The sequence below is a fragment of the Polaribacter vadi genome, from assembly GCF_001761365.1.
Lineage (GTDB): Bacteria > Bacteroidota > Bacteroidia > Flavobacteriales > Flavobacteriaceae > Polaribacter > Polaribacter vadi.
The window spans coordinates 3310145-3331125 of the sequence record NZ_CP017477.1 but is presented as its reverse complement, the minus strand read 5'-3'; the positions used below and the strand labels follow the sequence as shown (position 1 = coordinate 3331125).

General features: G+C 29.5%; 18 protein-coding genes. 7 read left to right on the top strand and 11 right to left on the bottom strand.

Going from position 1 to position 20981, the window contains the following annotated elements; all coding sequences use genetic code 11:
* Window positions 1-48: 48 nt before the first annotated feature.
* The gene (locus tag LPB03_RS14350; protein WP_065320429.1) at window positions 49-888 is read left to right on the top strand and encodes a hypothetical protein; all 840 of its coding nucleotides are present in this window, start codon (window positions 49-51) and stop codon (window positions 886-888) included.
* Window positions 889-915: 27 nt separating this feature from the next.
* Here the strand turns inward: LPB03_RS14350 and LPB03_RS14345 are convergent, their stop codons facing one another.
* The 4 genes from LPB03_RS14345 to LPB03_RS14330 all read right to left on the bottom strand — a co-directional run bounded on the left by LPB03_RS14345 (window position 916) and on the right by LPB03_RS14330 (window position 6175).
* Window positions 916-3087: a xanthine dehydrogenase family protein molybdopterin-binding subunit gene (locus LPB03_RS14345; RefSeq protein WP_065320430.1), complete on the bottom strand. Its 2172-nt coding sequence runs from the start codon at window positions 3085-3087 to the stop codon at window positions 916-918.
* Between the two features lie 28 nt (window positions 3088-3115).
* The gene (locus tag LPB03_RS14340) at window positions 3116-4102 is read right to left on the bottom strand and encodes an FAD binding domain-containing protein (protein ID WP_065320431.1); all 987 of its coding nucleotides are present in this window, start codon (window positions 4100-4102) and stop codon (window positions 3116-3118) included.
* 48 nt (window positions 4103-4150) lie between these two features.
* Complete coding sequence (locus LPB03_RS14335) at window positions 4151-4735, bottom strand: 2Fe-2S iron-sulfur cluster-binding protein (protein WP_231953108.1); 585 nt, start codon at window positions 4733-4735, stop codon at window positions 4151-4153.
* Window positions 4736-5476: 741 nt separating this feature from the next.
* The gene (locus LPB03_RS14330) at window positions 5477-6175 is read right to left on the bottom strand and encodes an NRDE family protein (protein ID WP_065320432.1); all 699 of its coding nucleotides are present in this window, start codon (window positions 6173-6175) and stop codon (window positions 5477-5479) included.
* Between the two features lie 99 nt (window positions 6176-6274).
* Between LPB03_RS14330 and pruA the strand changes: the two genes are divergently transcribed.
* Complete coding sequence (pruA, locus tag LPB03_RS14325; protein ID WP_065320433.1) at window positions 6275-7900, top strand: L-glutamate gamma-semialdehyde dehydrogenase; 1626 nt, start codon at window positions 6275-6277, stop codon at window positions 7898-7900.
* A gap of 144 nt (window positions 7901-8044) precedes the next feature.
* On the opposite strand, the gene LPB03_RS14320 is transcribed toward pruA, so the two are convergent.
* From LPB03_RS14320 to LPB03_RS14310, 3 genes are all read right to left on the bottom strand, one after another.
* Window positions 8045-8554 (bottom strand): Riean_0653 family protein, encoded by a 510-nt coding sequence (locus LPB03_RS14320; RefSeq protein WP_065320434.1) that lies wholly within the window; start codon window positions 8552-8554, stop codon window positions 8045-8047.
* A gap of 125 nt (window positions 8555-8679) precedes the next feature.
* Window positions 8680-9306: a hypothetical protein gene (locus LPB03_RS14315; RefSeq protein ID WP_231953107.1), complete on the bottom strand. Its 627-nt coding sequence runs from the start codon at window positions 9304-9306 to the stop codon at window positions 8680-8682.
* Window positions 9307-9356: 50 nt separating this feature from the next.
* Window positions 9357-13148 carry a reprolysin-like metallopeptidase gene (locus LPB03_RS14310; protein ID WP_065320436.1) on the bottom strand — a complete coding sequence of 1264 codons (3792 nt, stop codon included), beginning with the start codon at window positions 13146-13148 and terminating at the stop codon, window positions 9357-9359.
* A gap of 68 nt (window positions 13149-13216) precedes the next feature.
* Here LPB03_RS14310 and lipB point away from each other — a divergent pair, with 68 nt between their 5' ends.
* Entirely contained in the window at window positions 13217-13921 is a 705-nt protein-coding gene (gene lipB / locus LPB03_RS14305) for a lipoyl(octanoyl) transferase LipB (protein WP_065320437.1), read from the top strand.
* A 14-nt stretch (window positions 13922-13935) separates the two neighbouring features.
* On the opposite strand, the gene LPB03_RS14300 is transcribed toward lipB, so the two are convergent.
* The 3 genes from LPB03_RS14300 to rnhB all read right to left on the bottom strand — a co-directional run bounded on the left by LPB03_RS14300 (window position 13936) and on the right by rnhB (window position 16382).
* On the bottom strand, window positions 13936-14313 hold the full coding sequence (locus LPB03_RS14300) for a hypothetical protein (protein WP_065320438.1): 378 nt from the start codon (window positions 14311-14313) through the stop codon (window positions 13936-13938).
* A 53-nt stretch (window positions 14314-14366) separates the two neighbouring features.
* Complete coding sequence (locus tag LPB03_RS14295) at window positions 14367-15419, bottom strand: nucleoid-associated protein (protein ID WP_065320439.1); 1053 nt, start codon at window positions 15417-15419, stop codon at window positions 14367-14369.
* 363 nt (window positions 15420-15782) lie between these two features.
* Window positions 15783-16382 (bottom strand): ribonuclease HII, encoded by a 600-nt coding sequence (rnhB, locus tag LPB03_RS14290; protein ID WP_065320440.1) that lies wholly within the window; start codon window positions 16380-16382, stop codon window positions 15783-15785.
* A gap of 156 nt (window positions 16383-16538) precedes the next feature.
* Between rnhB and LPB03_RS14285 the strand changes: the two genes are divergently transcribed.
* The 3 genes from LPB03_RS14285 to LPB03_RS14275 all read left to right on the top strand — a co-directional run bounded on the left by LPB03_RS14285 (window position 16539) and on the right by LPB03_RS14275 (window position 19454).
* Window positions 16539-18503, top strand: coding sequence for a putative porin (locus LPB03_RS14285; RefSeq protein WP_231953106.1), 1965 nt, complete (start codon window positions 16539-16541; stop codon window positions 18501-18503).
* Window positions 18504-18571: 68 nt separating this feature from the next.
* Complete coding sequence (locus LPB03_RS14280; protein WP_083187345.1) at window positions 18572-19201, top strand: DUF1963 domain-containing protein; 630 nt, start codon at window positions 18572-18574, stop codon at window positions 19199-19201.
* Window positions 19202-19205: 4 nt separating this feature from the next.
* Window positions 19206-19454 carry a hypothetical protein gene (locus LPB03_RS14275; RefSeq protein ID WP_065320442.1) on the top strand — a complete coding sequence of 83 codons (249 nt, stop codon included), beginning with the start codon at window positions 19206-19208 and terminating at the stop codon, window positions 19452-19454.
* Window positions 19455-19456: 2 nt separating this feature from the next.
* Here LPB03_RS14275 and LPB03_RS14270 read toward each other — a convergent pair whose 3' ends face one another.
* Entirely contained in the window at window positions 19457-20173 is a 717-nt protein-coding gene (locus LPB03_RS14270) for a phosphatase PAP2 family protein (protein WP_065320443.1), read from the bottom strand.
* Window positions 20174-20303: 130 nt separating this feature from the next.
* Here LPB03_RS14270 and LPB03_RS14265 point away from each other — a divergent pair, with 130 nt between their 5' ends.
* Complete coding sequence (locus LPB03_RS14265; RefSeq protein ID WP_065320444.1) at window positions 20304-20978, top strand: response regulator transcription factor; 675 nt, start codon at window positions 20304-20306, stop codon at window positions 20976-20978.
* Window positions 20979-20981 lie beyond the last annotated feature (3 nt).

The window sequence follows — 20981 nt, the reverse complement described above, 5'->3', positions numbered from 1 at the left end:
TATTCCAATCCATTTCGTTTTTATTTAACAGTTTCTATTATTTTTTTCTTGATTGTTGGTTTATCGAAATCAATTGATAAATACGAAGCGTTAGCAGATGAAAGCAAGGCAGATATAACGAATGTACTTAAAAAAAATACAGATTCAAAATATAAAAAAGAAGAACCACCAACCCAAGAAAAAATAGATTCAATAATTAAGGAATTAGATGAGGATCTAAATAAATCTTTTATTCCTATTCCTGCATCTGCAAAAAAGAGAATTATAGAAGAAGTAAAAAAAGAAGCCAAAGACACCACAAATTTTAAAGAGAATAAGAACAATTTAACTTTTAATTTTGACGGAAAAAATAGAATAGACAAGTTTGCAAAATACGCTAAAAAATATCCAGACACTAAAATAGATGTTGCTTTAGATTCTTTAGGATATGAAAAAAACTTTACGAATCGATTTCTATTTACAAAGGCAAGAAGTTTATATTCAATCTCAAAAAATGAGGAGAGTAGAGATCAATTTCTTAGTCAAGTATTATCTTATGGCTCTATTGCTTTATTTATCTTTTTACCTTTTTTTACGCTATTTTTAAGACTCTTTTACATCAGAAGAAAATATACATATGTAGATCATTTAATTTTTGTTTTTCATGTACAAACAGTTTTCTTTATGCTTTTTACGATCTTTTTATTATTGAAATTATGCACATTAAAACCTGAAATCTGGGTATTCATTGTCTTATTCCTTTTGTATTTAATTATTGCTATGAAGAAATTTTATCAACAAGGATATTTTAAAACAATTATGAAATTTCTATTACTAAACATCAGCTATATGATAGTATCTGGAATTGGTGTATCGTTTCTATTTGTAATTTCTTTTTTACTTTTTTAGATTGATAAAAAATAATATGTTTTAAAACTAAATACCAGCTTCAACCTTAGCCATCATTAATTTATCGGGTGTAACTGGCAATTCTCTCATTCGTTTTCCTGTTGCATTAAATAGAGCATTGGTAATAGATGCAGCAACACTTGTAATCCCTAATTCTCCCACTCCTTTAATTCCCGTTTTATTTGCTATTTCATCTTCTTCTGGTAAAAAGATAACATCAGTATTTGCCATATCTAAATTTACAGGAACATGATAATCTGCAAAAGAACGTGTTATAAAATTTCCAAAATTAGGTTCTACTTCCGTCTTTTCTGCAATTACCATTCCTGCACCCATTGTTAAACCACCAATAATTTGCCCATAAGCAGTTTTTGGATTTAATATTTTTCCTGCTGATGCAACATTTACCATTCGTTTTATTTTATACATTCCTGTATCTTTATCTACCCAAACTTCTGTAAAATTTGCACCAAAAGAATAAATTGAATATTTTTCAAATTCTGCTGAAGGTTCAGCCATTCCTTCTGCTTCGAAGGTAGTAATTTGATTTCTTCTTAATAAATCTGCAACAGAAACTTCTTCATCTTGATTAATATTTCTATTGTTTTTTAAAGTTGTAATTGCACTTTCACAAGCTGCTCTTACTCCATTACAATAGGAAGCTGCTCCCCAAGAACCTCCTGAACCTGGTGTTACAGGAAAATCTGAATCTCCTAATTCTACAAAAACATATTCGACTGGTATATCTAAATATTGTGCTGCTGTTTGGGCAATAATAGTGTAGCTTCCTGTTCCAATGTCAGTTGCATCCATTTGAATAGTTGCTTTTACAGTATCCTCTTTTAAATCCAAAATTACTTTAGCAAATGTTTTTTGATAGGGTGCATTTCTTGAAGCTGCACTTACACCATACCCAATTAGCCAGTTACCATTTTGATTAGTTCTAGGTTGCTCTTTTCTATTTTTCCACCCAAATTTATCTGCTCCAATTCGCAAACATTCAGTTAAAAGTCTTGATGAAAAAGGCCTATCTTCTAATAAATCTTTTTGTGTATCATTTTTAATTCTAAATTCAATGGGATCCATCTTTAATTGCCAAGCCATTTCATCCATAGCAGACTCAAGAGCAAAACTCCCTGTAGCTTCTCCTGGAGCTCTCATTGAAAATGGCGTTTGCAAATTCATAGAAATTAAACGATGTAACACTTTATTATTTGGTGTATTATACAACATTTTTGTTACCAAACCACATTGCTCTTGATATGTTTGCGTGGCTGAAGTATGAGAAAGTGTATCATGATATAGTGCTGTTAATGTTCCGTCTTTTTTAGCTCCAACTTTCATTGTCTGTTCATTCTTTTGACGCATTCCTGTGTTTGTAAACATCTGTGTTCTTGTTACAGTTGCTTGCACTGGTTTTCCAATCATTTTAGATGCCATTACTGCTAAAATAACATGACGTTCTAAATTTAATTTAGAACCAAAACCTCCACCTACAAATGAAGAAATTACTCGTACATTTTTCTTTGGTATTTGAAAGGTTGCTGAAATTGAAATTGCTGCATCATCCACAATCTGCTGACTTGCATAAACCAAAACACCTCCATTATCCCAACTTGCAATTGTTGCATGTAATTCCATTGGATGATGATGCTCTATTGGTGTAACATAAGTTTGTTCTACAATTTTATCTGCTTGCAATAATCCTTTTTCTATACTTCCTCTTTCGTAATCAGAATCTTCATTTGGCAGAAATGCCTGCGATTTGGATTTTTCAAAATTAATAATCGCATTTTTATCTTCTTTATATTTAAATTTGACTAATCTTGCTGCATGTTGAGCCTGCTCAAAAGTTTCTGCAACCACAAAACCAACATATTCTCCATAATAATTTACTTTATTAGATTGTAGAACAGGTGCTATTGAATCTGTTGTAATTTCTGGTAACTTACCTTCTAATGTTTTTAATTTTTCAGCATTTTTATAGGTAATAATTTTTAAGACACCTTTTTGTTTTTCTGCTTCACTTACATCAATAGAAATTATTTCTCCCTTAGCTATTGTACTATTAATTGCTTGTCCGTAAACTTTATTTGGCACATTAAATTCACTTGCGTAGGTAGCTTTTCCCATTACTTTTAAATGACCTTCTACTCTATCAATTGCTTCACCTACTTCAGATTTGTTTGATTTTTTCATACTAAATTCTATTAAAATGGATTTTTTTTTAAGCCTCTCTAACTAACGCTTGGTTTAACGCCCTTACAATTGCTTTTTTACCCATTTTTACTTTATACTTATTTCCTTCAAAAGGTTTTGCATCTTTCATTTCTAAATCCGCAGCAATTTCAAAATTTTCTTTTGTTGGTTTTTTATTAGTTAAAAAATCTTCTGCTTTAAATAATTTCCAAGGTTTATGTGCTACACCTCCAATAGCCAATCCTATACTTTTAATTATACCATTTTTTATTTCTAATCCTGCAGCTACTGAAATTAATGCAAACGCATAACTTGAACGTTCTCTAATTTTTAGATAATAATAATTGTCTGCAAATTTTGATTTGGGTAAATGAATTTCAGTAATTAATTCGCCTTTAATTAAATTAGTATCCTTTTCTGGATTGTTTTTTGGTAATCTATGGAAATCTGTAAAATTTATCATTCTAGATGAGCCATTTACCTTTTGAACTTCAACAGTTGCACCAATTGCTGCTAATGCAACACACATATCAGAAGGATGAGTAGCAATACAAGATTCACTATATCCAAAAATAGCGTGTTTGGAATTTATACCTTTTAGTGCTCCACAACCAGAACCTGGTTCTCTTTTATTACATGGCATGGAAGTCTCAAAAAAATAAGGACAACGTGTTCGTTGTAATAAATTACCCCCATTTGTTGCCATATTTCTAATTTGAGCAGTTGCTGCAGAAAGCATTGCCATAGATAATAATGGGTATTTTGTTCTTACCAATTTATGGTTAGCAGTTTCAGCATTACTTAACATTGCACCAAGTGTTAAACTGCCATCATCATTTTGCTTAACATCTTTATAATCTAAGTTTAACACGTAAATTAACTGCTCTGGTTTCTCAACATCTTCTTTCATTAAATCTACCAAATTTGTTCCACCAGACAAATAATGGGATTTTTCGGTAAATACATTTAATGCTTGCTCTTTATTTTCTACTCCTGTATATGTAAATGGTCTCATTGCTATTTTTTAAATATGATTTATGCTTTTTTCAAAACTGCTAATCTGCTAGGCATTTTTAGCTTTTTCCATTTGCGCTTTTGTGGCAAATTCCCAAGTTGGCATTTCATCATCTCCAGAATAAACTTCTTTGAAAGCCTGAATAATATTATTATACGCACCACATCTACAGATATTTCCAGACATTCGCTCTCTAATTTCTTCTTCAGATAAATTAATGTTGTTATCAATATCTTTCAGGTTTTTAGTAACATAACTTGCTTCACCATTTTTTGCTTCCTCTAAAAGCGCAACTGTAGAACAAATTTGACCTGGTGTACAATAACCACATTGAAAACCATCGTGTTTTAAAAATGCTTTTTGCATTGGGTGCATTTCTCCATTTTTTGCTAAACCCTCTATGGTTGTTATTTCTTTATTTTCGCAAGTTGCAGTTAAAGTTAAACAAGAAAGATTTCGTTTTCCATCAATAATAACAGTGCAAGCTCCACACTGTCCATGATCACATCCCTTCTTAGTTCCTGTTAACCCTAAAGTTTCTCTTAAAGCATCTAACAAGCTTCTTCTAGAGTCTACATGTATTGTTTTTAGAGTATCATTAATTTTTAAGTTTACTTTTATTTCATTGAGCATAGCCACTGTATTTTCTGTTAAATTTGGAACTGTATTAGCAAAGATTTATGATGTAAATAAAGTTAAAGCAAAAGAGCCAACACCTGCCAACGAAACTTGTTTCAGAAACTTTCTTCTTGGAACTCCCTTATAAATTCATGGCATTTAAAATTATTTTTTCGTCTTCGGATAGATTTTCTGGGTTTAGTTCTGTTAGGTTTGGGTTATTTTTTTCATAAAGAGCTTATTTACCTAGCAAATTATGAGTATTATCTTTCTAATATTAACTCAATTAAAGTAATTATGGATGCAATTAAAAAAAACAATTAAATTACAAAATAGAAAAATAATAGTATAAGCTTACTAGTTTTACCAAGTTTTCGATAAGTTTTAAGATTATCTAAAAGAGCAAGAAATTAGGAGATTTTTTAAAGAAATAATAAAAAGTTTGGAAATGAAAAACGAATTAAGTTTTAAAAATACTTCATTAAAAATATCAAATTTGTTAATTGGTGAAAAAGATATTACATAGCATCTTACTATTAAGATGTGTAATTTTAAAGTGCTTTTAAAAGTGATAAAAATAAACCAACTTGTTATTTTAAAAAGAGTTAAATTCAGAAAACTAGAAAAACCAGCAGAGTTCTCCTTTTGATAAATTTTAAAAAATATCTATACGTTTTAAATTTGTTTATTTAACTGAACTTATGCTAAAGAAGTTTTAGTTGATGTTTGATAATTAGAACATATAATTAAAGTAATTTATTTTTTTTCATAATCGCTATTCAAAACATCTAAATACTCCATAGACATATTATTCCCATTTTTTTCTATGGATGTAATACTCACAGTTTCCAGAAAAGAACGTTTCATTTTAATAGAATTTTCTGGACTTCCTAATGTATCATTTTTATGAAACTCTAGAATTTTTTCTTGAGTAAATTTATTATTATCAGCTAACCAATTCTCAAACCATTCGTTACGTAATTGTTTTATATCATCTGTATACAAAGGAGAGGATGACCAAATTCTTGGTTCTTGTGCTAATTTTGTGAAGTGTTTCGTTTGTCCATCCCAAACAAATTCATAGGTCTCTAATTGATGATTCCAATCTACTAACACAATTGTAAATGGTTCAATTTCATCAAAATTAAAATCATGTATATAAGAAACAGCATCCTCAGCTGAAAGGATATTTTTAACAATAATACCTCTACTCATTTTATAATAAGTATTTCGAATGTGTTTTTTAAATTCGCCATTTAAAAGACAAACCAATCTATTTTTATTGCTAATTCCAATCCAAGTTCCTCCTGCTAATTCATCTTTTGGGTAGGTTAATTCTGCATCATTTTCTATATAAGTTTTTGGTGGAATTGTTTTTCTTAAAGGAGTTTCATCTCTATTAGAAGTTAAAATAAAGTTATTATTAGGTAATGGAAGATAAGTTACTGTACACATTTATTGCTCAGAAATTTGGTTTTCAAAATTACAAAATCGATTTATAAAATTTGTAACTTTACAACTTTAAAAAATTAGACAAATTAAAACCGTACAGAAATGGCAAGAGGATTTTTCAATGTTCCAATAGCAGTTAATGAACCCGTAAAAGATTACAAACCTGGTTCACCAGAATTAAAAGAAGTTTTAGCAACTTATAAAGAAATGTATAAAGGATCTGCAGATATTCCTATGTATATTAATGGAAAGGAAGTTAGAACAGGAAATACTAGAAATATTACACCTCCTCATGATCATAAACATGTTGTGGGTCATTATCATGTAGCTGAAAAAAAACATGTAGATGAAGCAATTTCTACAGCTTTGGCTGCAAGAGAAGCTTGGTCTAGCGTTTCTTGGATGGAAAGAGCATCTATTTTTTTAAAGGCTGCTGAACTTTTAGCAGGACCTTATAGAGCAAAAATGAATGCTGCTACAATGCTAGCACAATCTAAAAATGTATTTCAAGCAGAAATTGATGCTGCTTGTGAAATGATCGATTTCTTTAGGTTTAATGTACAATATATGACTGATATTTTTAAAGATCAGCCAGCTTCTGCACCAGGAATTTGGAACAGAGTTGAGTACAGACCTTTAGAAGGTTTTGTCTATGCAATTTCGCCTTTTAACTTTACATCTATTGCAGCAAATTTACCAGCAGCAGCAGCTTTAATGGGTAATGTTGTAGTTTGGAAACCTTCTGATCATCAAGCATATTCTGCACAAGTTATTGTAGATTTATTTAAAGAAGCTGGTTTGCCAGATGGTGTTATTAATGTTGTTTATGGAGATCCTGTTATGATTTCTGATACTGTTTTAGCATCACCAGATTTTTCTGGTTTGCATTTTACAGGTTCTACAACTGTTTTCAAAAATCTTTGGCAACAAATTGGTAACAATATTCATAACTATAAAACCTACCCAAGAATTGTAGGTGAAACTGGTGGAAAAGATTTTATTTGGGCACATACTTCTGCATTTCCTTTACAAGTTGCAACAGCAATTACAAGAGGTGCTTTTGAGTATCAAGGTCAAAAATGTTCTGCTGCTTCACGTGCTTATATTCCAGCTTCCATGTGGGCTGAAGTAAAAAAGTATTTAGTTGCTCAAACATCAGAATTAAAAATGGGTGCTCCTGATGATACAAAAAACTTTGTAAACGCAGTTATTCATGAAGGTTCTTTTGATAAAATTGCAAAATATATTGATGCTGCTAAAGCAGATGTAAATGCCGAAGTTATTATTGGTGGAAATCATGATAAATCGAAAGGTTATTTTATTGAACCAACTGTAATTTTAGCAAAAACTCCAACATATGAAACCATGACTACAGAACTTTTTGGTCCTGTAATTACCATTTATATTTATGAAGATTTAGAGTGGGAAGCTTCTTTAAAGTTAGTAGATGAATCTACAGAATATGCTTTAACAGGTGCTATTTTCTCTACTGATAGATACATTGTTGAAAAAGCATCTAAGGCATTAGAAAACGCTGCTGGAAACTTCTATATTAATGACAAACCAACTGGAGCTGTTGTTGGACAACAACCTTTTGGTGGTGCAAGAGCATCTGGAACTAATGACAAAGCTGGTTCTGCACAAAACTTATTAAGATGGACGTCTGTAAGGTTGATAAAGGAAACTTTTGTTACTCCTCAAGATTATAAATATCCTTTCTTAGGGTAATCTGAAATTAATTATATAAAAAAAGCGTATCAAAAAAAATGATACGCTTTTTTTACTTGAAATAAGAGCATACAAAATATGCCTGAAAGAATAAATTTTTTCATAGGGTTTAATTTTAGAAAAGTTAATAATTAGTTTTTTATTTTAAGGAATATATCTCATATCAAAAACACCTTGTGTGATTCTAATATCATCACAATTATCTGTTTTTGTTGAAAACTCAAAAGTTCCAGATACTATATAATTAGTTCTGTCTATTTTTGTAAAAACAACATGACCTTCATAAGAGTCTTCAAATTCGTAATGACATCCTAATTCTGGGTTTGGGTCAACATAATAGCTAGATTTTCCTTTTAATAAGTAGTTTTTATTTATTTCTAAAGGATTTTCAATTATTATATAAACCCCTCCTGCACCAAATTGGATAAATTCATTTTGATATATAGCAGTTTGTTTAGAAGTATTTGTAACATTTATAACTTTACCATTTACTTTAAAAGCAAAAGTATTTGCTCCTGTTTGTGTGGCTTCTGGTAATTTTGGAGCATCATCATTATCGTCACCAAAAAGTTCGCAACTTTGGAGAAAAATAGCTGTAAAAAAAATTAAAATGTAAAAGGGTAATTTTGTAGTGAAGTTGTTTATTTTTTTCATATTGGAGGATTTTTTTCTAAAAGCAATGTAACTTATAATACAAACCTAAATTTTAACATTATTTTTTTTTACTGAAATAAATTCAGCATAAAAATGAGGCTTTTTTTTTAAAATTTGCAAGTTTCTTAATTCACACTAAACGTCCAAACTTGCCCAATAGATTTTGCGCCATTTTGATCTTTAACATTTACTTGCCAAGAATATGTCTTACCAGTTTCTGCAGTAATTTCATAGTTTTGTGAGTTTAAATCATTTTCAATCAACATTAAATTATCATTTTCTCCAAAATAAAGTTCGTAGGTTAAAACGTCTGTTGTATTAATATCTTCTGCAATCCAACGTAAAAAAATAGTACCAGCATTTACAATAGTATTATTTTCTGGCGTGATTACTTTAGGTGAAAATGGTGCATAATTTTCTGTAACAGTTCCTTGTGTATAAAAAGCATACGTTTCTGATGAGGTTCCTAAATTATTATCGATATCTAACGCATCTACTTTCCAATAATAGGCAGTAGCTTTCTCTAAATTAAAAGTAATTTGACTAGCAATTACGGTTCTACTTTCTACAATGTTCGTTAAACCTCTATCTGTTGCAACCGTAATTTTGTATTCAATTTCATTCGATTCTGGGTCAATTGCATCACTCCAATTAAAATCTACAGTATTATCGATACATAATAAATTTTCAGAAGGAAAAATAAGCGTTACCACTGATGGCGCTTGATTTTCATATTTTTTAGAACATTGCATCACTAATACACTAAAAAAAATCAGAAATAATATATTTTTTGAGTACCTCATTATTGCTTTAATATTTTAATAGGTTTAGCATCTTTTATAGATAATTTTAAAATATAAATTCCTTTGGAAAAGTTACTAAATGGTATTGTTAATTTTTCTGAAACTATAGCGTTTGTTTGCTTGTAAAGCAATTTACCAGTCATATCAAAAATTGTAGCTTGTACATTTTTACTTTCAATACTAGCAGGAATATAAATTTCAATAAAGTCTTTAACAGGATTTTTTAATAGATATAATTTTAGCTCAGGGTTATTTGTTGATAATAAATCGCCAATATTTTTTTCATAAATACCTTCACAATCTTTGGCTGTTTTTACTTTTAAAATACCTCTTTCAAAAATCTCAAAATTAAATTCTTTTTGACTTGTAATACCAACTAAGGTTTCATTTATAAAAACTTCAAATGGTGGAGTACCTTCATCAATTTTAAAAGAAAAGTTGTTCGATTCTTTTTCTGCTGTTACCTTTAAAGAGATTGGTGCTGCTTCAATTATGTTAACTTCAAAACATTGAGTTTCATCCAATTCTTCAATATTAATACAAACTAAATAAGTTCCTGGAGCTAAATTTGAAAATTCGAAACCAGTAGCTGGAATATTTTGAGAAATATTTGTAGCTTCTCCAGTTATTGTTGCTACATACGTATAATCAGCTAAATTTACCTCTATTTTAATAAGTCCATCATTGGAATCTGGACAAGATTCTGAAGCTGTAAAAACAGAAAAAAGTTCGGAAATAGTCACTGAATAATCTTCAGTTTCTCCCCATTCTGAGAGTTGATCAGAATCACATGCTCCAAGTCCAAAACCATCTGAAGGATCATCATATTCTATAACAACACGCATTCTAGTTTTTCCTATTTTGGCATTATTTGGAACTGTAATCGTAAATGTTGCTGTATCAATATTTGTTGTTAAGTAATTTCCATCGGCATCAACTTTAGTTCCTAAATCGTATCTTTCAGTATCGTTATCAAATTGAAAATCTTGATTCCAATCAATAAAAACATAACAATGATCTTGGTAACCTCCAGTATCAAAAGTTACACTTATTTGTTCATCCTCACCTCTTAAAAGATTGGTATTTATGGATGTAAAATCCTGATAACCATCATCTGTATCATTCCCAGAATTATTATTGATTGACCCAAAAGTAACGTTTGTGATATGTTCTGATCCTCCAGCTTCATCTGTAAAAGTAGAAGCGCAATAAGCAGCTACTTTTGTTGTAAAACTAAAAACTGAAGAAAAATCACCTTCTCCACAACTATTTTTAGGCTTTACTCTCCAAAAATATTCAGTTACTCCTACAAGATTTGTTGTTGTATAAGAATTTATAATAACATTTCCTGTAGAAATTACATTAGAAAATTCAGAATCTGTAGCAATTTCAACATCGTAAGAAGTTGCATTTGAATCATTATTCCACATTAATTCTTCGACTAAATTTAAACCAGTAGCATTGTCTGCAGGAGAAGAAAGTGTTAATTCGCTAAAATCAGCAGAACTTAATCTAAAATCTACCTTAAGAGTTTGTGTTATAGTTGCAGAAGTTGATGAAACAATAATTTCATATTCTTGTGGTGTATTATCATCAAAATTAGAAATTGTCATAGTCACATTCCCATCAGCATTTATAGTTGAATCACTAAACGACACATTAGAACCTGCTGGTTCTCCAGAAGATGATAATGTAACTGTTTCAGAAAAACCATTTACAAAATCAAAATTTAAATTATAGTTTATACTTTGATTTCCAGAATTACAAGCACTCTGCAAACCATCTGTATTATTTACAATAAATGTTGGTGCTAATGAATTAATCGTAAAATCTGTTGAATTGATATTGTAAAAAATATTATCTGCTGCTTCTACCATAATTCTTGCAGAACTGGTTGCATTATCAGGAATAATTATTTCTTCTGTTCCATCATTAGCAGTATTTGATTTTAAAATTATGGGAAACGTAAGTCCTCCATCTACTGATAATTTTATATTTACTGTAGCACAATTTATTGGAGCTGCATTTGTTACACCTTGATTCCAATTAATTGTTTGGGTACTTCCTGTATTCCAAACTACAGCAGAATTTGGTGCAGTAACTGTAAAAGGAGTTACATCAACTACATTAATTTTCATATCATCTCTTGCTGTGCTTCCTCCTCCAACATTATTATCTCTTACCACAAAAGAGAAATTTAGTTCTCTTTCAACAGAAGGAACAACCTCCCAAGTAGTAACTAAACTTCCACTTACAACAGTCGCTAAAGCTGGAAAATACCTAAAAGGAACACTTTTAGAAGGTAAAGATCTAAATGTTGGCCCTCCTAAATTTGTTGGTTCTGGTGGCATTGTTGCAATTTCATTATCTAATTGCTCCCAATTATAGGTTAATGAATTTAAACCATCTGCATCATTTCCTGTACCTGTTAATTTAAAAGGTGTAGATTTTGGAATACTATAATCTAACCCTGCATTTGCAGTTGGTGCAGTATTATTTGTATTTGTTAACACAGCACAACCTCCTGAAGATTGAATAATAGCCCATATTTGAGTAAGACTAACTGCATGAAAATAATCATCACTATTTCCGTCAGCATTTCCAGATTTTACATTGGGTGCACAAATACCTGCATATCCCATAATTGTAGAACCACTTCCAGGTTCTATAGCAGTAGAGTTTGTTCTATTACAAGGATTATTTTGCGTATGTGTTGCTCCAAATTGATGTCCTAATTCGTGAGCAACCAAATCAATATCATAAGGATCACCAACAGGAGAACCTAAACCTGTTACCCCTCTTGCTTTTTGCCCAGTAATACAAACAACACCTAAACCAGCCAAACCAGATAAAGTACCTCCAGAAGTACTAAACACATGTCCAATATCATAATTTGCATTTCCAATTTGTGCATCACAGATTGCTTGAACTTCGTCTATAAGCTCATCAGGGTCATCATCTGTCATACCATCTGTGGCAGGATTTAAAAAGATAATATCTTCGTTATTGCTTACAAGTTCAAATTTTACTGATAATTCTCTTTCAAAAACACCATTTAATCTTGTTAATGAAGTATTCATTGCAGATAAAACTGCCGCTTTTTTTACTTGATCTGATGCAGAACTTGGTATATTTTGTTGACTAGCTCCTAAATGAAATTGAGCATATTCTCCACTACAAGCCAATGCTAATCTGTAGGTTCTTAATTTACCATCATTTAAGTTTTTTGAAAAATCTGTATTTGTAAATTCTTTACTTGCAGCTTCTTCCACCTGACATTCAAAATCTAAATCAACATCATTTAAACTACTTTTTTTATAAATAATATACTCTTTCTTATCTTTTGTATAAGGATCTATATAGATCGTTTCTTTAGCTTCTGAGTAAATTACAGCATGAAAACCATCTGTACCAATACTTATTTTTGCATTCGCAGATTCATCGTCAATTCCTTTTGCAGTGTATGATTTTACGTTTGGAAATTTAGCTTGTAATATGGGATCAAAATTAGAATTTTCTTGAATCGAAAATTTCGACAAACTACCATCTGCATTTGGTAACTCTATAATAGTATTAAAAGTTGCTGATTTTCTACTTAACTTACCCTCAAAAACACCACTATTTAAAGTAACAATCTCATAATTTGAAGGAAAATTTTTCTTTTGAAAAGTTGCTTTCTTTTGAATAGTTGTATTTTCTTTTTCTTGCTTATGCCATAATTGTTGCCCATAAGAAGAGGAACTACTACATAAAATTGCAAAAAAAAGTAGAAGGGATAGTCTGTTTTTCATAAAAGTATATTTAAAATACAATTTTGGTTTTCAAATATAATGAAATATTTACCTTTGTAGTCGTAATTATGAATAGAAACATACAGCTAAAAGACCTTGGTCTTAAAGATTATAAAGAAACTTGGGAGTATCAATCTGAACTATTACAAGGAATTGTAGACGTTAAAATTGATAATCGAAGAAATAACAATACAAATCAAACTCAAAATCATTTTTTATTTGTAGAGCATCCTCATGTATATACACTTGGTAAAAGTGGAGATCTGAGTAATTTGCTATTAAATGAAAAGCAATTAGCAGAAAAAGGAGCTACTTTTTATAAAATAAACAGAGGAGGAGATATTACGTATCATGGTCCAGGACAAATTGTTGGCTACCCAATTCTAGATTTAGAAAACTTTTTTACTGATATTCATAAATACCTTCGTTTATTAGAAGAATCTATTATTTTAACCATTGCAGAATACGGTTTAAAAGGCGAAAGAAGTAAAGGTGAAACTGGTGTTTGGTTAGATGTTGGAACGCCTTTTGCTCGTAAAATTTGTGCTATGGGAATTCGTTCTTCTAGATGGGTTACAATGCACGGTTTTGCTTTAAATGCAAATGTTAATTTAGGCTATTTTGATAATATAATTCCTTGTGGAATTCGCGGTAAAGCTGTAGCTTCTATGGAAGCTGAATTGGGTAAAAAAGTGGATGTAGAAGAAGTAAAGGAAAAAATACTAAAGCATTTTAAAGTGCTTTTTGAGGTTGAGGAGATTATTACAGATTAATCGTAAAAAAACGATTACATTCCTTTATCTAAATCTTTATCAATAGACACTAAAACTGCTTTTTTTATTTTTTGAACTATTTCGTTTGTAATTAGATAAAACTCTTCTAAAGTTTTTTCTTTAAAATTAAAATATCTATCATTAATATGCTCAAAAAAATCCTTAACTCCATGCTCAGCAATTAAAGAATATTTTGCATCGTCAGCATATATGTGAACCCGAAAGCACTCCTCTAAATACCTGTCTGTTTTCCAATTTATTTTCCAGAACATATTTGGTTCATAAATGGTAAGGTGAAAATTTTTATCGGGTTTTATTTTATTTAATTGATCAACCAAACTTTTTAATTCCTTAGACATATTAGATACAAGTATATTTTTTTGATCTTGCATGTGCTCAATTATTTATCTAAAAAATTTCGTAATTATTAATATTTCTACAAAGCCTACTTCTCTTCGTTAAAATACACTTTGTAAAATTTCATTTTTTTCTCCTCATCATACCCTCTTTCTAAATATTCTGAGGCTGCATCAGGAGCATCAACATCTAGTTTTATGGTGATGTTTGTATCTAACTTAATCTCTGTTTTTAGCTTGTTTTTTTCTTTCTTTAAAACAACGCCAGAAACATCAAAATTATTTCTGATGAGCACATCGTTTAAGTTTTCATAATGCTTTTTGTAATCTTCAAATAACTCTTTATGCTTTTCGTCTTCAAAGATTTCATCTTTAAATTCGTTGTAATCTACAGCTTCGTGTTCTTTAAAATAATCTACTGTATTTGCTAAAAAATTACCTTGTTCTTTCATGCCCAATTCTGGCTTAATCACTTCTTCAGAAAATTCTTTACACAACTCTAAATAATTTTGCGTGTGCGAATTATAATCGTCCGCTAATTTTACTGCAAGGAAATTTTTAATCCAATATTGTGCATCGTAATTATTATTATCTACTGAAAAAACTACGGTTCCTTCTGTATCTGAAGTGTTTAAAATTAAACATCCTTTATCTATTCTTTTTGTTGATATTCCTTTTTGAACCACAACATCAAAACTCTCATTATCATCTAGATACGTTTGAAAGAAATCAACTTTATTTTCTATTTTAAAGATTCCAACTGCTTCTGTTAACACATCTTTATATTCTATACCTTCTATAAAAACCACAATAACATCACCTGTTTTTATTTGTGCTGAATTAGATTGTTCAAACAAATGATTTACGATGTTTTTAGAATATTCTACAAACGAACTTTCTTCTTTAAAAACTTCTGAAGCATAATTGTTTAGTTCATTTAAACGTACATCTGCATGATGAGAAAAACGATAGCTCTGTGTTAAACTCCCAAATGGTTTTAGTAAAAAATTCTTCATTAAATCGTAGCTTTCTTGATCAAAACGAATTAAATCGTCTGAAAAAACATTCTGACCGCTGTTAAATTTATTGGCTACTTTATGAAGAATACATTTGGTAATTTCTGCTCTAGTTTTTTTAATCATCTTTTGAGATTTTGGAGCGTAAAAATAGAAAAAGTTTGTGGATGATTTGGATTTAAATGAAGTTTGTATGATTTTTTTTTGATAAAGATCTTACGAATTTTCTATGATAACAATCTTGATAAAATTGCCACAAATACACAAATTAATATGTTTGATGTAAAAATTTGTGGAAGAGCTGGAAATATTATTGACAAAGATTTCACAGATTTTTACTGATAAATTCTTTGAAAATTATTAAAAAGAAAAAAGTATAAAGTATTCTAAAAGTTGGCAAATAGTTGTAGCCCTGATTGAAATGGCATCCTTTTTTTGTTTTTCTCAAAAAAAGATATAATGAAAAGCAGGAAATAGCTCCAAAAAAAATTAAATCTTCAATTTTAATTGTTCTGGCAAAAGTTTAAATGTTTTTCTGTGATGAATGGTTGCACCAAATTCGCGAATTCCATTTCTATGCTCTTTGGTTGGATACCCTTTATTTTTTGCCCAATTATACATTGGGAATTCCTGATGAATTTTATCCATATATTCGTCTCTGTACGTTTTTGCCAACACTGAAGCTGCTGCAATACTTAGATATTTGGAATCGCCTTTTACAATAGTTTTGTGTGGAATTTCTTTGTAATCTCTGAATTTATTACCATCTATAATTATAAATTCAGGCGTAATTTTAAGCTGATCAATAGCTCTGTGCATGCCTGTAATTGAGGCTTGTAAAACGTTAATTTTATCAACTTCTTCTTGCCAAATAAAAGAAACTCCAAATGCGAGTGCATTTTCTTCTATAAAAGGGCGTAACTCTTCCCTCCTTTTTTCTGATAATTGTTTGGAATCGTTTAAAAAAGGATGCGTAAAATCTTTGGGTAAAATTACTGCTGCAGCCACAACTGGTCCACATAAACAGCCTCTACCAGCTTCGTCTGTACCAGCTTCTAAAGAAAAATCACTATAGTTGGATAATAACATACCACAAAGAAAAGAAAACTTTTTGTTTTTGATGAATGCTAATTAAAGAATGGTAGTTTCATCGATTTTAAATATCATTAAGTAATTAGCAATATCATCATAATTATTAACTTTTCTTTTCGTTTAATTATTTTACATTTGTGTTTGTTGAAATTTATGATGACTAAAAAAATTATTTTCTCTTTTATTGCCTTTATTTGTGTCTTTTCTACTTTTTCTCAAAGAGCTTTAAGTGGTAATCGAGAACTTTCTAAAGAAGATATAAACCTATCTAATGGAGATTCTACAAGAACTGGAATGACAAAAGTAATTTTATCTGGCGAAACAAAATATACAGATTATAAGATTTTCTCTCATAAAAGAGATACTTCTTATATAGACACGACTCTTACACTTGATAAAGAATATAAATTTAACTTTTTAAGAAAAGATAATTTTGAGTTACTTGCTTTTCATAATCAAGGACAAACTTTTAATAATTTAGGTTATAGTTTTGATAATGTAAGTCGTTTTCCAGACATTGGTTTTAGCGCAAAACAAGTTAGTTATTTTGAAATTGACGATATAAAATATTACGAAGTACCCACACCAACTACAGAAATTTTATACAGAACAGGCTTACAACAAGGTCAAGCTTTAGATGCACTTTTTACTTTAAATTTCTCTAAAAGATTTAATGTATCTCTTTCTTACAAAGCCATACGTTCTTTGGGTGCTTACAGAAGAGCATTGGTTAGTAATGGTAATTTTAGAGGTGCTTTTCATTACAGAACCGAAAATAACAGGTATGAAATTAGAGGACATTTAGCAGCTCAAGATTTTTTTCATCAAGAAAGTGGTGGTTTAACAGATGAATCTTTACAAAATTTTATTGATGATGATCCAGATTTTACTCAAAGATCTAGATTAGACATCAATTTAGAAGATGCAGAAAGTCAGTTTGATGCCAGCAGAGTTTATTTTGAACACAGTTATAAATTACTCGCAAAAAAAGACACTTTAAACGATAAGGATTTTAGCAATTTGAAAATCGGCCATGTTTTTACAAGTGAAAATAAAAGCTATAGTTTTAATCAAAACTCAATTACCACCGATTTTTTTGGCAATGCAAATTCTTCTGGAGCTACTAATAATGATGCTCAACACTCCATAACAAACAACGAAGTAAACCTAGAATTTAACTCTAAATATGTTTTAGGAAAATTTAGAGCCAAAGCCAATCTTACCAGTTATTCTTATGGTTATGATACTATTTTAAATAGCAACAGTAATTTAAATAAATTAAAATTAGAAGGAAATGCAATTTCTGTTGGTGCAGATTGGAATGCAAAAATTAAAAACTTTCAATTAAATGCAGATGCTTCTTTAACACCTGGTTCTGGCAGATTATCTGGAAATTATTTAAAAGGTGAAGCTGTTTATGATAAAGATAGTTTATTTACAATTAAAGGAAGTTTGTTAATCAGTTCTAAATCGCCAAATTTTAACACACTACTTCATCAAAGTAAGTATGATGATTATAATTGGCAAAACGATTTTAGCAATATAAATACTAGAGATTTAGGTTTTTCGATAGCTTCTAAATGGATAAATGCAGGTTTAAATTTCACAAATATTGATAATTATACGTATTTTGATGAAAACAATTTACCTCAACAATTTGAGAATCAAATCACCTACTTAAAAGTAAAAGCAAATAGGGAATTTAAGTTTTGGAAATTTGGGTTGGACAATACAGTAATGTATCAAAATGTAAGCAGTGGAAGTTCGGTTTTTAGAGTGCCAGAATTTGTAACAAGAAATACTTTTTATTATACTGATGAATGGTTTAAAGGCAAACCAATGTTGGTAAATATTGGTGTTACTTTTAAGTATTTTACAAAATACAATGCAAATGCTTACAACCCATTATTAGCTGAATTTAAGCTACAAAACACGCAAGAAATTGGTTATCCTACTTTTGATGTTTTCTTTAACGCAAGAGTTCGTAGAACACGTTTGTATTTAAAGGTTGATAATGTAACTTCTAGTTTTTCTGAAAAGAATTATTTTTCTGCACCTAATTATCCTTACAGAGATTTTACAGTTCGTTTTGGATTGGTTTGGAATTGGTTTATATAGAATAACCTAAAGCCCATCCTAAATCTTTTTTAAAGGGAAGGATTTTTAGCTAGTTAGAAAAAGATATTATGGATAACAGTTATCATATTATATTTGAAGAAAAATTTGTGCAACATCAAGATTTTGGACAAAGAAATGGCTTGCACTCAACTTGGAGCTTGAATACTTTAAATGATTTTAAATTCAAATTTGGAGGTAAATTACAAAATGGTTTGAATCGTTTAATTTCTTTTGATGATAACTTTGGAAGAAAAATTAGTATAAATAACGTAACTTTTGCAATTAATTTTGAGGACTTTTTTAATGCTCAAATTAATCTACAAAATATATTTTATCAACATCTAGATAATAGCATTATAAAACCATTAACCAAAATCAATATTGTAAATACATATTCCAATTATCCTTTAAAAGAAACAGAAATAAAGCTAGCTTTAACTCCTAAAGAATTTTTAAACCAGAATTGGGAAGGTAATTCTAATAGAATTGGGGGAAATCCGATTTGGGTTCAAAAATCTGAAAATTTATATTGCCCAAAATGTAATCATAAAATGAGTTTTATTTTTCAGCTTGATAGTGGATTACCAGATTTAAATCCAAATAACAATTACGAAATAATGTTTGGAAATGATGGAGTTTGCTATGCTTTTTGGTGCCTAAAAGATAAAATAAGTGGCTATTTGTGGCAATCAACTTAATAAAATGAAAAATCAACTTAAAAACAACTGGAAACTTTTTTTAATTGCGAGTTTAACTCTAGGTTTAGCGCCTTTTAATCCACCTCATATTGTTGGGAAACTACAATGGATTTTGGGAGGAAATGCTTTTTCATCAGAAAACGGAATGCAATTTCAAGATTGGTTTGATGTATTATTACATGGTTTACCTTGGCTTTTATTGTTGATTTCTGCTTTGTTAAACATCAACAGTAAAGCAAAAAAAGAAGTTTAGTTTTAAGTTGCTGGGTCTTCTCTAAAAATTTTGAAAATATTTAAAACTAAAATACAGAAAACCACCCAAATAAAACCTGCTGCAAAACCACCTAAAATATCGGATGGAAAATGGACTCCCAAATAAATTCTACTAATTCCAATACTTAAAATTAGAAATCCTAATAAAGTTATAATGGTAAATTTTAATACTTTCTTGAATTTAAACGTAAATATTAAATAGATTAAAAAACCGTAAAAAGCCATGGCAGTCATTGCATGTCCACTTGGATAACTCAATGTTTTTACTGTAACTAAATGCTCTAAAGTTGGTCTTGCTCTGTTTATTAATTGCTTTAAAAATAAATTAGAACTCAAAGCTAAAATTAAAATTAAGGATAATTGCAAAGGATATTTCCATCTCTTAAAAAATCTATAAAAAAGAATTGTACAAATTATAAACACAATTAAATATCCCCAAATATCACCTACATCTGTTATAAATGTAAAATACTTAGTTAAAACTGGTGTTCTAAAAGAAGCTATATATTCACTTATAATAGTATCAGAGTTAGCTAAAACATCTGTGTGCAAACTTTCTGTAAGTTCTACAAAAAACTTAATTCCGAGAATAACAATTGCTAAAGCAACTGCAATTATAATAGCATAGGGAATTTTGCTATCATATTTTTTGAATTTTATAGATAAATATTCTTTAACAAGTTTTAAAAATTTGAGCATTGTATAGTTGAAAGTTCTAATTAATTTTACAAATATAATTTACAAATCTAAAAAGAATTTTAATGAATTACTTTTATCTTTAATATTTCTTTAGAATCTTACCCTACTTTTAGTATTTAAAATATGCAAAATGAAATATTTAATAGCCGAAGATGAAACTGATTTGCAACAAGCTATTGCAGATTATTTACAAAAGGATGGCAATATTTGTGAAGTAGCGTCTAATTTTGAAGAGGCTTTTGAAAAAGTAGCTATCTATGATTATGATATTGTTATTTTAGATATTAATCTAATTTCTGGAAGTGGAATTGATATACTAAAAATAATTAAAAAAAATAAAAAAAGAGCTGGTGTTATTATTATTTCTGCAAACAACTCTCTTTCTGATAAATTAGAAGGTTTAGATTTAGGAGCAGATGATTATATGACAAAACCATTCCATTTAGCAGAACTAAATTCTAGAATTAAAGCAGTTTTACGTCGTGGAAAATATGGTGGAGATGAAGTTATAGAATTTAATGAAATAAAAATTGACACAAAATCTAAAGCCGCTTTTATTGCCGATAAAGAAATGGCATTAACAAAGAAAGAATACGATTTATTAATATTTTTCATTTCAAATAAAGGGCGTGTTTTATCCAAAGAAATTATCGCAGAACATCTTTGTGGAGATGATAGTGATTTACTCGATAATTTCGATTTTATTTATGTTCATATAAATAACTTACGAAAAAAATTAACAGCAGAAGGCGCAAAATATATAAAAACCGCTTATGGAAGTGGTTATAAATTTATAGAAGATTAAAAC

What these genes read in the sequence shown, in the direction of transcription:
- LPB03_RS14340 (WP_065320431.1), bottom strand. Translation starts at nt 4,102, where the DNA reads ATGAGACCATTTACATATACAGGAGTAGAAAATAAAGAGCAAGCATTA.
- lipB (WP_065320437.1), top strand. Translation starts at nt 13,217, where the DNA reads ATGAATAGAAACATACAGCTAAAAGACCTTGGTCTTAAAGATTATAAA.
- LPB03_RS14285 (WP_231953106.1), top strand. Translation starts at nt 16,539, where the DNA reads ATGATGACTAAAAAAATTATTTTCTCTTTTATTGCCTTTATTTGTGTC.
- LPB03_RS14335 (WP_231953108.1), bottom strand. Translation starts at nt 4,735, where the DNA reads ATGCTCAATGAAATAAAAGTAAACTTAAAAATTAATGATACTCTAAAA.
- pruA (WP_065320433.1), top strand. Translation starts at nt 6,275, where the DNA reads ATGGCAAGAGGATTTTTCAATGTTCCAATAGCAGTTAATGAACCCGTA.
- LPB03_RS14315 (WP_231953107.1), bottom strand. Translation starts at nt 9,306, where the DNA reads ATGCAATGTTCTAAAAAATATGAAAATCAAGCGCCATCAGTGGTAACG.
- LPB03_RS14345 (WP_065320430.1), bottom strand. Translation starts at nt 3,087, where the DNA reads ATGAAAAAATCAAACAAATCTGAAGTAGGTGAAGCAATTGATAGAGTA.
- LPB03_RS14275 (WP_065320442.1), top strand. Translation starts at nt 19,206, where the DNA reads ATGAAAAATCAACTTAAAAACAACTGGAAACTTTTTTTAATTGCGAGT.
- LPB03_RS14320 (WP_065320434.1), bottom strand. Translation starts at nt 8,554, where the DNA reads ATGAAAAAAATAAACAACTTCACTACAAAATTACCCTTTTACATTTTA.
- LPB03_RS14330 (WP_065320432.1), bottom strand. Translation starts at nt 6,175, where the DNA reads ATGTGTACAGTAACTTATCTTCCATTACCTAATAATAACTTTATTTTA.
- LPB03_RS14300 (WP_065320438.1), bottom strand. Translation starts at nt 14,313, where the DNA reads ATGCAAGATCAAAAAAATATACTTGTATCTAATATGTCTAAGGAATTA.
- rnhB (WP_065320440.1), bottom strand. Translation starts at nt 16,382, where the DNA reads ATGTTATTATCCAACTATAGTGATTTTTCTTTAGAAGCTGGTACAGAC.
- LPB03_RS14295 (WP_065320439.1), bottom strand. Translation starts at nt 15,419, where the DNA reads ATGATTAAAAAAACTAGAGCAGAAATTACCAAATGTATTCTTCATAAA.
- LPB03_RS14270 (WP_065320443.1), bottom strand. Translation starts at nt 20,173, where the DNA reads ATGCTCAAATTTTTAAAACTTGTTAAAGAATATTTATCTATAAAATTC.
- LPB03_RS14265 (WP_065320444.1), top strand. Translation starts at nt 20,304, where the DNA reads ATGAAATATTTAATAGCCGAAGATGAAACTGATTTGCAACAAGCTATT.
- LPB03_RS14280 (WP_083187345.1), top strand. Translation starts at nt 18,572, where the DNA reads ATGGATAACAGTTATCATATTATATTTGAAGAAAAATTTGTGCAACAT.
- LPB03_RS14310 (WP_065320436.1), bottom strand. Translation starts at nt 13,148, where the DNA reads ATGAAAAACAGACTATCCCTTCTACTTTTTTTTGCAATTTTATGTAGT.